We start from the raw sequence: 12608 nt of genomic DNA, 5'->3' as shown, positions 1-12608 counted from the left end.
TACCTTCTATAAATTTATTTCTTTCATATTATAAACTTGACAGAGCTTGCACAAATAATGAACCTTTTCAAAATATATTCTTTCATAGATCGAAAGTGTTCTACAATATGTCGCATCCTTTAATTTTTGATCATAACCGCATTGAACAATTCCGAAAACGAGCCTTTCAAAAAGCAAAAAAAGGATGTGACTTTTTACTCTCTCACATGGCAGAAGATCTCTATAAACGCCTTAGCACTGTTGATCGCCTCTTTACATTAGCTCTCGATTTACACAGCCATACAGACCTTTCTGCGCAAGCTTTAATGAAATCTGGAAAAGTTTGTTCTATAGAACGCATTGAGACCGATCCGCTTTATCAAAGCCATGATAAAAAATTTCATTTACGTCATCGAGAATTTCTTGATTTACCTCAAAGTTACTGTGACCTTATTGTTTCACTTCTTTCATTACAATTGACCAATGATACCCCTGGTGTTCTAAGCCAGATAAAAAATACCCTTAAACCAGATGGCTTATTTCTTGCTGTTATGGCAGGAGCTGGCACATTAAGAGAATTGCGCGAAAGCCTGCTGCAAGCTGAAAGTGAAATTTATGATGGAGCAAGCCCTAGGGTCTACCCTTTTGCCGACATTCGTGATGCAGGCGCTCTTTTACAGCGTATTGGCTTTGCCCTTCCTGTAGCAGACGTTGAAGATATCACAATACGTTATAATACAATGTTCGACCTTATGCACGATCTTAAAGCTATGGGAATGCAAAATGCACTCATAAATCGTTCACGACGCCCTGTATCCAAACGTTTTTTTCTCCGCGCAGCTGAAATCTATGCACAACGATTTAGTGATCCTGATGGACGTATTCGTGCACATTTTTCTTTCATCTGGCTCTCTGGTTGGGCTCCTCATCCCAATCAACAAAAACCGCTCCAGCCTGGTTCAGCGCAAATATCTCTTACAGATGTTTTACAGCCCCAAAAAATATAATCTAAAATTATTTTTTAAAAATACTTTTATCTGTTGTCCGTAATATTTGACTGGTGACCGTTCCAGCTATCATTGAATCGCTCACGTTTAGAGCAGTACGTCCCATATCAATTAGCGGTTCAATAGAGATAAGTACAGCAACCAAAGTAACAGGAAGCCCCATAATTGGTAACACAATCAATGCAGCGAAAATAGCACCTCCCCCCACACCAGCAACACCAATAGAACTCAACGTTACAACACCAATAAGCGTAGCAATCCAAGTAGGATCAAGAGGATTAATCCCCATAGAGGGTGCAATCATGGTCGCAAGCATCGCTGGATAAAGACCAGCACAACCATTTTGTCCAATTGTTGCCCCAAAAGAAGCTGCAAAACTCGCAATGGATTGTGGTACACCTATCCACTGTGTTTGCGCTTCAATATTCAAAGGAATACTTGCAGCACTTGAACGACTGCTAAAAGCAAATGTTAAAACCGGTAAAACCTTTTTGAAAAAACGAAAGGGATTAATCCCAGAAATACCAAGCAATACACCATGAATTCCAAAAATTAAAATAATACCGACATAAGAGGCAATGATAAAAACCAGTAAATTTAAAATATCTGTAATACGCGATATTGCTCCTACTTTCGTCATAAGTGCAAAAATACCATAAGGCGTCAAAGCAATCACAATACGGACTAACCGCATAATCCAAGCTTGTGCCACTTGAATAAATAAAAGCGCTTTTTCTCCTTTTTCTGGCTCATCTTTCTTTAAAAGAAGAACCGATGCACCTAAAAATGACGCAAAAATCACAACACTAATAATTGACGTACGTTTAGCTCCACTCAACTCAGCAAATGGATTTTTAGGAATCATAGACAAAATCATCTTTGGTATATTCATATCTCCAAGTTTAGAAATATGACCTTCAAGAAGAGCAGAAACATTTTGCCCTTCATGCACCAAACCATCGGTTGTTAATCCAAAAAAATTAACCACAAGCACACCAACCAATGCTGAAAGAGCCGTTGTAAAAAGCAATATTGAAATTGTTATTATACTCATCTTTCCAACAGCATAAACAGAATGTAAATGAGCAACTGCTGAAACGATAGAGATAAAAACCAGTGGCATAACAATCATTTGCAACAATAAAATATAGCCCTCACCGACAATGTTAAACCATTCAACGGATTTCAATAAAGTGCTTTCACCCTCTCCATAAATAAACTGCAAAACACTTCCAAAAATCAAGCCAAGGATAAGCCATAGCATAACACGTAGTGAAAGACTCCATTGCATTTTCTTACTTTGAGAAACCAACAATAAAAAAATAACAAATAGAAATAAATTGACGAAAAAATTAAATGTCATTGTCTATGCTCACTATTATTATGGTTGACATAAATAATCTGCATAATTCAAAATCAATGCATGATATTTAAAATTAACCTATAAAGCTTACAAGGCTTTTACAAAATCATTATTTTTTTAATTTATAGATTAAAAGAGAATTTTTTATCTACTAATAAATGTTTAAAGAAAATAAATAAAATTATTTTCTTATTATTTAAATTTTCACTCTCATAAAATAGTTAAAAAAGAAAAATATAAGCAACATTCATTGCATCTTAATACTGAATAATTCCAGCATATCTTATCCTATAAATCTCTTTACCTCTCTCTTTTTCTATTTGAACTGAAGCGAGCTTTCCAAGCAAGGATGAATTAACAATCGAACATTCATGATTTTTCTAGAAAATACACCAACAAGCTACTTCTGCTCATTTTATGGACTGCACTCTCAATAGCTTTGATCAGCACTTCAAATATAATTATTTTATTGAAAATACTTTTTATACATTCTTTCTTTGCTCTCAATGAAAGCTTTTTTATTTTTCAAAACTCTTTTTATAGTCATAAAAAGGCTTTGAAAGACAAGATGTTGATTTATAATGATAATTTACTGTTTTGCATATTAAATGAGAATCCCGAATAACGTAAGATTCTCTCATTTCAAACCTGTTTATCTTGAATCAATCAAAATCATTTGCTTGCACGTCATAAGCAGGGCTGGCCGTATGGGTAAAAATGTATAAGAAAGGAGTAGAAATACCTCTGATGAAACATCTTAGTGCAAGAGCTGTCGCAACATTGGAGAGCGGAGCTTGAGCAGCAAATATAAATAATATGATTGCTTTTTATAATAGCGCAGTAAAACGTTTTAACGATACCTATTCATATGCTGATCGAACAACACGTGCACGTGCTGTAGATAATTTTGTCACTTTAGATATAAAAAAGATAAGTTGGAGTTATAATGTTACGCAAGAACTAATAAGAAGAAAGGTTTTGAATTTGAAGAGGCATGCCTCACTCAGAGTTCATATCATCCTTTTACGCAACAGTGGTTTTATTATAATCGGAATCTCAACGATGGAATTTACCAAATGCCTCGTATAGTCCTGATAGGACAAAAAGTTGAAAATAGGATGATACAAATTACAGGCATAGGAGCACGAAGCGTTTTTTCTGTATTGATAGCTAAGAATTTGCCTAATCTAGATGCAATAGATACAGGTCAATGCTTTCCACTGTATCTTTATAAAAACGTTGAATCTCTGTAACTGTTCATGATGAAAAACAATCCCATTTATTTGCAAATTCAATAAAGGAAAGAAAAACATCTGGTTTACAGAGGCGTGATGCCATTACGGATGAAGGACGAGCACATTTTAAAGCTGCTTATCCTAGTGGAGCATAACAAAGACGATTACAAATTTCTAGATAATGAAAACAATGGAAAAGACTGAGGATATATGATTACAATGAGAGGCTTTAAGCCTACAAATATTATAAATTTTATGAATAGTACAGTTTAAAGCATTAAAAGCAGTCTTACAGTAGATTTACAATGTATGGGGATAATTAATTGCCTATAATAAGTTGCGCTCATACTGATAAAGATTATTCTGCTATAGAAATGTTGTGCTTTTTTGAATTTTTGTGCGTATTCAAACACTCATTCGTTACAAGCTCAATCTCTTTATCTCGTGCCTCTTTATCAAGAATAATAGTATTTTAATATAATACCCCTTTGCATACAAATAGTTATTTCTTATCTATGAATAGCTTATAATTTCATATAACTCTATGAAGATAATATTTTTTATTTATCAATATTTAATGATGTAATTAACACATTCATTATATATAATAATCTTTATTTCTATCTATTTACATAATATATTTCTTTTTTTTATAAAAATAAAATTGAGTTATACATACATAGATCTATCGGTATTTTTTCTACTGTCTTTTTAGCGCACTGAAAGATTGATATCGTAATTTTTGTATAATAAAATACTCTTTCATATAAGCATTGTATATTGAATTATAATAATTGACTATTAACCGCAAATTATATTTTTTTATCCCTTTTAAAAGTGAAAAATATTATTTTCAGACCTATTCATAAGTAGATGAGCCAAGTGAATAAAAAATGTTTGATAATAAGCTTTATCTCTTATGAACTATCTTTTGTACAAAGGGACAACATTACGATTACGGAAATATCGTGATATTATTGGGTATAAAAATCACACTGCCCAAGAGATTTTTGTATTGTATCCTTTCCGTTATGAGAAATGTTAAAAGCAAGGTAGGATATGCTCTCTAGAGCAAATGAGTGAATGAACCACCACGGTGATATGCATTTTTAAAAAAGTAGGAAGTATCTTTGCTTCAAATTTAATAGGCACATTCTAAAAATAAAGGTTCTACCGACTCATTCCAAATAGAATAGTAATGGGACAAAAATTTTTCAGCATCTGTTTGTCCCATTGCAACAACCTCTTCTAGAGGATTAAGAAAATTTGTTTCATCAAAACCATTCGTATCATACTGTTTGCGATTTTTTAAGCCTTTGCGAGCAATAGCGAGAGCTTGACGTGCTAACTCTAAAAGAATAGTTTGACGAAAAGGAGTTCTTAGCCCTTCTTTAGGAACGCGTTGGCGCAACTCTAAAACTTCTTCAAAACACCAATCTTTTGTCAAAGCCTCTGCCTCATTAAGTGCTTCCCTATCATAAAGAAGCCCAACCCAAAAAGCCGACAACGCACAAATGCGCTTCCAAGAACCACAATCAGCTCCCCTCATTTCTAAAAATCTTTTTAAGCGGACTTCAGGAAATAACGTTGATAAGTGATTAATCCAATCTCCCATGTTTGGAATTGAATTTGCAACTTGTCCTTTTAATGCTCCATTCATAAACTGACGAAACGTTATGTGTGTACAATCATAATAACGACCATCACGCACAACAAAATACATTGGAACATCAAGGGCCCATTCAACATAATCAGCAAAACCAAAACGCTCAGAAAATACAAAGGGCAGAACGCCTGTCCTCTGATTATCCGTATTACGCCAAATTTCAGAACGCCACGATAAAAAGCCATTTGGGCGCCCTTCTGTAAAGGGCGAACTTGCAAATAATGCCGTTGCAATGGACTGTAACTTCATGGATACTTGCATTTTTCGCCGCATATCACTTTCAGATGAAAAATCAAGATTAACCTGAACTGTTGATGTGCGATACATCATATTAAGACCATTATACCCCACTTTAGGCATATAATCAGTCATAATCTGATAACGTGATTTAGGCATTCGCGGCGTTTCAGCTAAAGTCCACTTTGGACTAGCTCCAAGACCTAAAAAACCTATACCTAATGGTTCTGCAATTTTTTTGAGAAGAGTTAAATGCTCCATCAACTCGTAATATGTATGGCTTACTGATTTTAATGGTGCACCAGATAATTCAAATTGTCCCCCAGGTTCCAAAGAAATGGCTCCCTGATCAACTGATCCTACGAGCCCAATAATATTCTCTTCATCTAAAATAGGTTTCCATCCTAAGGCGCTTTGCATCCTCTCTAAAAGCGCTCGGATTCCCCTCTCTCCTTCATAAGGAACAGGGTGAAAACCATCTCTATAAAACGGAAATTTTTCATGTTCTGTACCAATGCGCCAATCATCTTCTGCTTTATACCCCCCTTGGAAATAGCTAACCAAAGAATCTAAGTTATAAATTTCACTTTCATCAGTTATATCAAGCGCCATAACTTACCGTATCCTATAATTGGTATCATCATCTTAAATAAATTGTTTAGAATGATTTTACAGATTTCTCAATCCATTGCCCAATCCCCCACGGTAGCATTAAGAAGAGCCAAAGCAGCAACAGCGGCAGTATCAGCGCGTAAAATACGCGGACCTAGTGATATTGGAAACACAAAAGGATGTTTTTTTAAAAAGCTCCGCTCTTCTTCACTAAAGCCACCTTCCGGTCCAATAAGAATACCAGGTGTTGTAACGTCACGCTTTTTAAAAGAAGGTAATGGATTATGCAATTTATGCTCTTCATCACAAAAGAATAAAGGCTGTGTCTCATCCCACTGTGCTAAAAGTTCTGCTAATGATAGAGCCGATACGCATTTAGGAAGAGATAAAATTCCACACTGTTCAGAAGCTTCAATAACATTGGCTTCCATACGCGCCATATTGATACGCGTAACCTGCGTATGATGCGTTATAACAGGCTGCAAAATCGATACCCCCATTTCAACAGCTTTCTGCACCATATAATCCAACCGCGCATTTTTGAGTGGAGCAAAGCAATAAATAAGATTGGAATGCGTCGTTTGTAATCTTTCTTGATGGATAAGCTGAACCACAACAAATTTTTTCTTAACAGTGATAAGTTTAGCAAGCCACTCACCATCCTGTCCATTAAAAAGTAAAATTTCTGCTCCTTCTTTCATACGCAAAACATGCATAAGATAAGAAGCTTGTGCCCCCTCTATCTTTATTTCTTCATTCAAAGCCAATGTCTGTCGGATAAATAATCTTTTAAGTTTATAATTTATGCGCATAAAAATTTTGCCAATGCTCACTATCGTCATCGAGAAAATGAAGAAAAATATATAGCAAAAAGAAAAAATTATATCTATAGAACTATAATATATTAAAGAATTATAGAGTTTTTTTAGCTTTATGAGATAATAATAGGAACTTATAGATCCTTAAGTGATTCTGCTTTCATAAAAGTTTAAATAATGCACCATTCATCTTTGCATTCAGTCATTGATGCATCCGTGGAGGAAAAATATGTCTGCTAAAAAAGCTACAATTATTACGATTACAACCCTCTTAGCCTTTATTTTGATTACAGTGGGAATTGGTTCTGTTGGAGCCGACGGGAAGCATACAATTACCAAAGATGGCTATGGTATTTCTTCTGCGATTCAATAAGCACTGGCCAACATCCTCCTTAAAATTTTAATGTTTTTTAGCAATTTTTATAAGATTAGCACCGATATTATGAATCTCTTGTATTTGAAAGATTCCATAAGAAGGTTTTTTATTCCTCTCTTCAGTCATTTATCTATACCAACCTCACTTATTATGACGGTGAGGATGGTTTTTACTGCTTCACGACGAACGGATTTAAAATGAGAGAATCTTCCGATAATGGGAGCTCTGATTTAAATTTAAAAGACAATTTTAAGTTGTAAAAAGACGAATTACCATTATAGGATAGAATATTATACAGATGAAAAACGATACTCAATCTGCGTTAATATCTTTTGTAACCCAAAAATCACCATGATTTTGTCCTTTAGAGCTTAGAGAAAATGTAAAAGGCCATGCAAGGCTATTAGCAAGACATTGGACATCTTTACATAAAGTTTCTGATCTATAGTTTTTGCGTAGTTGTGCCTGTAATATCAGTTCATTTTCCTTCCCTTGCGCAATAGCAGTTGCAATGATTCCTTGAATGGATAAGCTCAAGTCTGCTGTACGCATTAATGACTCTGTTACCTTCATCATACCTTCTGAAAAGCTTGTCTGAATATCCCAGTGATCAAATGTTGTTGAAAAAGTATCATTATTCATTAAAAGAAATTGTTGTTTATTTGAAAGTCTTGTTTGTAATTCATTCAGATCATACCCTAATAGCCGACCAGAAGACATCTTCAGTGTTAACTCACCCTGCATTTTCGTAAAAATTTCTGGCCAAGAATCAGCAAGTGTTCGTACCGTTGCAGTAAAATTCGTTTTGCTTTGTATAAATGGAATAAATCCCAAGATTTCTAAAGTCTCCTGCATATCAATAGAAGCACCTGAAATATTTCCTCCAATACGCACTTTCTGTCCAGCTGAGGTAACTTCAATATTACTTTGCACAGATCCACCAAAAATATTCGCATGTCCAAGATCAAAAATACCATGACCATCTCTTATTTGTATTGCAGCAGCTAAATTTGTGAGTGAAATATTTCCTATTTTAGCTTGTGGCGCAGAAAGTCGTATATCCACGCCAATACAATCAAAAGTTCTAATGTCAAAGCAGGCATTTTTCTTTTTACCTGAAAAAAACATTGAACCCAAGAGGCTAAGGTCTAGATTATCAAAGGCTAAAGAGCCCATGACATTTGGTACATAATCTTGAAAATCGAGTTTTAAAGCTCCTCGCGCATTGGCTTTCCCCATCGTAAATGTAACATTGTTCATTTGGATATGCATTGGCTGCGCTAAAAAATGAGATTCCCATACAATGGGTATTTTTAATTTATGTCCCCAAAACTGATTTCCACCAACCCAAGACAATGTCTGATTCCATCCAGGAGAACGCATTGACACTTTTCCGTCAAAAATATAATATTCAGATAATCGAGCCTTTCCTGTAAAAGTTATTCCCCCACGTACAGAATTGAGACTTGCCCTAATATGACTTTTGCCTCCAGCAAAAAGCAGTAATGCTTGAGAAGCATCAAGTGATAATTTTGTAAACTCTCCGCGCCAACGCGCATCTGCACGTAACCGTACTTCCTGAGTTGATTCCGGCCAATCTAAAGTTGCATTTAATCCTGTTATTTTTTCTGCTACTCCTGAAAAACTATCGTGATACACAAGAACACCATTTTTAATGACAATCCGTCCAAAAGGTTGTTTTAAAAGGTGCTCTATCTCTGGATGCTCAGGATTATGTTTTAATATTTCACGCGTATTACGTATTGCCACCCCTAATGCACCTTGTGAGCGAGAAAACCGATCAAAAAAATCTGCTATTGTTTTAACAGGCTTTTCCATAACAAATTGAGGATGCATAATCCGCGTCTCTGAAAAAGAAATATGTCCCCAAAGAAGATCGACGACAGAAAGATCAACTTCTATTGATTCAGCTTCCATTAATGGCGCAACATCATCCATTTTTGATGTTAAAGTAACGCCAGAAAGAAATGCTTTAGGATAAGGAAAAAGATGTAACCGCGGTGGATCACGCAATTGCACATTGTAACCCGTCCATGCACTTAAATCCTGCGCTAAACGAATACGAATCGCATCTGTAGAAATAAGATAAGGTAAAACGAGAATCCCCACTCCAAATAAAAAGATAATTGTAATAAAAACTCCGCTCAAAAATTTTATTATTCTGATGCGCACATTATCCCTCTATACTTATCCCCCTATAACAGATTAAAAACAAACTTAAATGATCATAAAAAGTTTTTATAACCCTATAATTCACTATATCCACTTTGTATCTTCATTATTTTTGTTCTTTATCCAAAATTTATTCAAACAGCAATGTTGCTGCTTCTTTATAAAGCAATTATTTAAAAGTCTTCAAAACTATAAATCCACAACATTATAAAACCATTCTTACTGTTCTCATATGAATATTGCTATAAAACTCTATCGTATTATTAGAAAATGCTTTACAAAAAAAACAAACAGCCTTACCGAAAGGATCTCTGAATGAATAATATTATCGACGGAAAAAAACTTGCTGAAGAGATTATTGTGAAAGTTAAGGCCGAAACAGCAAAGCTCCGCCATCACTATAATATACAACCTAGTATCGCTGTTATTATCGTTGGAGATGATCCTGCAAGTCAAGTATATGTCACCTCAAAAAATAAAAAAGCCGAAGAATGTGGGTTTCTTTCAATCAAACATGTCGTTTCCAAAGAAACGCAAGAAAAAGAACTCCTTCAACTTATTGCAACATTAAATTCTGATCCCAAAATTCATGGTATTTTGGTACAGCTGCCTCTCCCTGCTCATATGAATACAAATCGCATAACACAAGCCGTTGCTTTCCAAAAAGATGTTGATGGTTTTCATTATATTAATGTAGGAAAACTCGCAGCAAACGCACTTGAAGATGCGATGATTCCCTGCACTCCAGCTGGAGCCATGATGATGATTGAACAACACTGTGGGCAAGATTTATCTGGACTTGATGCTGTCGTTGTTGGACGCTCTAATATTGTTGGAAAACCTATGGCTGCCCTTTTAACAGCAGCCAATGCCACTGTGACAATTGCCCATAGTCGTACCCGTGACCTTGATGATGTGTGTCGAAGCGCTGATATTCTAGTAGCAGCTGTAGGCCGCCCACAAATGATTAAAAAAGACTGGATAAAAGATGGTGCAATTGTTATTGATGTCGGTATTAACCGCGTTGCTGCACCAGAAAAAGGTATAGGGAAAACACGTCTTGTTGGTGATGTCGATTTTGAAAACGTAAAAGAAAAAGCTGCTGCGATCACCCCTGTTCCAGGAGGCGTTGGACCAATGACAATTGCCATGCTTATGGTTAATACACTCAAAGCAGCTGCGCGATCACACAATCTGCCTATACCAAAATTCTAAAAATTGTAACAATTCCTTGTATATGGTTTCATTGTATATGGTTCAGCTTATTTATTTTTGCATTTTTCATGTCATAAAAACAGATGCCCCTTGATCTGCACGATTAACGAATTGACGAAAAACATGAAAAAGTTCGCGTCCAACACCATGTTCGTTTTTTGAAAGATCCGGAGGTATGATTTTTCGCGCGTTAAATTTTGCTAAATCCTCCAAAAGAGTTAATTTACCCTCATGAGCATCAAGAAAAACAATATCACCATCCTGCAAACGTGCAATGGGGCCATTATCCACTGCTTCTGGTGTCACATGGAGAGCAGCAGGAATTTTTCCTGACGCTCCTGACATACGCCCATCGGTTATCAATGCTACCTTTTGACCGCGATCTTGTAAAACGCCTAAAATGGTCGTTAATTTATGAAGCTCTGGCATACCATTGGCTTTTGGTCCTTGATAGCGAATGACAGCGATAAAGTCTTTATTATGCAACACTCCAGATTTAAAAGATTTTTGTAGTTCCTCTTGATCATTAAAAACAAAGACTGGTGCTTTAATCTGCCAATACTCTGGTTTAACAGAGGAAACTTTTATAATAGCTGTTCCCAAATCTCCTGATAAAACACGAAGACCACCATCAAGCTGAAATGGCTTTCTCCACCCCGCTAACACCTTATGATCACCACTTTCCTTAAGAGCCGCTTCACGTACCACATGACCATCAGCAGAAAGCTTTGCTTCAATTGCATAAGCATTGAGATCTTTACCAAAAACCGTAGAGACATCTTCATGTACCAAACCTGCCTCGATAAGCTCGCGAATAATAAATCCCATTCCCCCCGCAGCATAAAAATGATTAATATCTGCTAAACCGTTAGGATAAATGCGCGCTAAAAGAGGCACAACGGATGAAATTTCTGCAATATCATGCCATGTCAATTTAATACCGCAAACAGCAGCCATAGCAATCAAATGAATCGTATGATTGGTAGAACCTCCTGTTGCATTTAATCCTACAATGGCATTCACAAAAGAACGCTCATCAATGATCATACCAAGTGGACTATAATGATCACCAAGATCTGTCATTTCAAGTACACGTTTCGTAGCTTCTTTTGTTAAAGCATCACGCAATGGTGTATTCGCATTAATAAAAGAAGCTCCCGGCATATGAAGCCCCATCATCTCCAGTATCACCTGATTAGAGTTAGCTGTTCCATAAAATGTACATGTTCCTGGCCCATGATAAGAACGTGCTTCTGATGCTAAAAGTGTTTGGCGATCTATTTTATTTTCCGCGTAAAGTTGACGTATCTTCGCTTTTTCATCATTACCTTGACCACTTGTCATGGGACCAGCTGCTATAAAAATTCCTGGTAAATGACCAAATGTTAGTGCACCAATCAATAAACCTGGTACAATTTTATCACACACCCCAAGATACAATGCTGCATCAAAGACATCGTGTGATAAGCTTATAGCTGTCGCCATTGCAATTACTTCACGCGAAAAAAGGGAAAGCTCCATCCCCGCATTTCCCTGTGTAACACCATCGCACATCGCGGGAACACCACCTGCAACCTGTGCAACACCACCAACCATACGGGCCGACTCTTTAATTAAGTGAGGAAACTTTTCAAAAGGTTGATGCGCTGAAAGTATATCGTTATATGCCGTGATAATGCCAATATTCCCAACGATATTTCCCTTCAAACGCTCTTTATCTATTGCACTACAAGCAGCAAAGCCATGAGCCTGATTGGCACATCCTAAAAAACTCCGTTTGGGGCGATGAACTTGTGCTTTTGCAATACGATCTAAGTAAATTTCTCGTGTTGATCGAGAACGTTCATAAATCCTTCGTGTAACTGTGGCAATTGTCTTGGAAAGTGCCATATTTCTCTCCCCCTTCA

General features: G+C 36.1%; 8 protein-coding genes and 1 pseudogene. 4 read left to right on the top strand and 5 right to left on the bottom strand.

The annotated features are described in order from the left end of the window. The first annotated feature begins 107 nt into the window (after nt 1-107). Complete coding sequence (locus ACFIL7_RS07715) at nt 108-986, top strand: methyltransferase (RefSeq protein WP_375634704.1); 879 nt, start codon at nt 108-110, stop codon at nt 984-986. 7 nt (nt 987-993) lie between these two features. Here the strand turns inward: ACFIL7_RS07715 and ACFIL7_RS07710 are convergent, their stop codons facing one another. Continuing rightward, entirely contained in the window at nt 994-2349 is a 1356-nt protein-coding gene (locus ACFIL7_RS07710) for an L-cystine transporter (RefSeq protein ID WP_375612078.1), read from the bottom strand. 1022 nt (nt 2350-3371) lie between these two features. On the opposite strand from ACFIL7_RS07710, the pseudogene ACFIL7_RS07705 reads away from it, so the two are divergent. Then, nucleotides 3372-3602 (top strand): annotated as a pseudogene (locus ACFIL7_RS07705) (type ISP restriction/modification enzyme); the annotation flags it as partial. A 1123-nt stretch (nt 3603-4725) separates the two neighbouring features. Here ACFIL7_RS07705 and ACFIL7_RS07700 read toward each other — a convergent pair. Both ACFIL7_RS07700 and ACFIL7_RS07695 read right to left on the bottom strand, forming a co-directional pair. Further along, nucleotides 4726-6099: a glutamate--cysteine ligase gene (locus ACFIL7_RS07700; RefSeq protein WP_375612076.1), complete on the bottom strand. Its 1374-nt coding sequence runs from the start codon at nt 6097-6099 to the stop codon at nt 4726-4728. A 68-nt stretch (nt 6100-6167) separates the two neighbouring features. Then, nucleotides 6168-6911: a 16S rRNA (uracil(1498)-N(3))-methyltransferase gene (locus ACFIL7_RS07695; protein WP_375634705.1), complete on the bottom strand. Its 744-nt coding sequence runs from the start codon at nt 6909-6911 to the stop codon at nt 6168-6170. A 235-nt stretch (nt 6912-7146) separates the two neighbouring features. On the opposite strand from ACFIL7_RS07695, the gene ACFIL7_RS07690 reads away from it, so the two are divergent. Then, on the top strand, nt 7147-7290 hold the full coding sequence (locus ACFIL7_RS07690) for a hypothetical protein (RefSeq protein WP_273790383.1): 144 nt from the start codon (nt 7147-7149) through the stop codon (nt 7288-7290). 315 nt (nt 7291-7605) lie between these two features. Here ACFIL7_RS07690 and ACFIL7_RS07685 read toward each other — a convergent pair whose 3' ends face one another. After that, entirely contained in the window at nt 7606-9486 is a 1881-nt protein-coding gene (locus ACFIL7_RS07685; RefSeq protein WP_375642958.1) for an AsmA family protein, read from the bottom strand. Nucleotides 9487-9801: 315 nt separating this feature from the next. Here ACFIL7_RS07685 and folD point away from each other — a divergent pair, with 315 nt between their 5' ends. Next, nucleotides 9802-10701, top strand: coding sequence for a bifunctional methylenetetrahydrofolate dehydrogenase/methenyltetrahydrofolate cyclohydrolase FolD (gene folD, locus ACFIL7_RS07680; RefSeq protein WP_375618434.1), 900 nt, complete (start codon nt 9802-9804; stop codon nt 10699-10701). Nucleotides 10702-10767: 66 nt separating this feature from the next. Here folD and edd read toward each other — a convergent pair whose 3' ends face one another. Then, nucleotides 10768-12591 carry a phosphogluconate dehydratase gene (gene edd / locus ACFIL7_RS07675; protein WP_375634707.1) on the bottom strand — a complete coding sequence of 608 codons (1824 nt, stop codon included), beginning with the start codon at nt 12589-12591 and terminating at the stop codon, nt 10768-10770. Between the last annotated feature and the right edge of the window lie 17 nt (nt 12592-12608).

It is taken from the genome of Bartonella sp. AP3QHHD, from assembly GCF_042195765.1.
Taxonomy (GTDB): Bacteria; Pseudomonadota; Alphaproteobacteria; order Rhizobiales; family Rhizobiaceae; genus Bartonella.
Note: the sequence above shows the minus strand (reverse complement) of the source record. Positions and strands in the feature narration are given on the sequence as shown.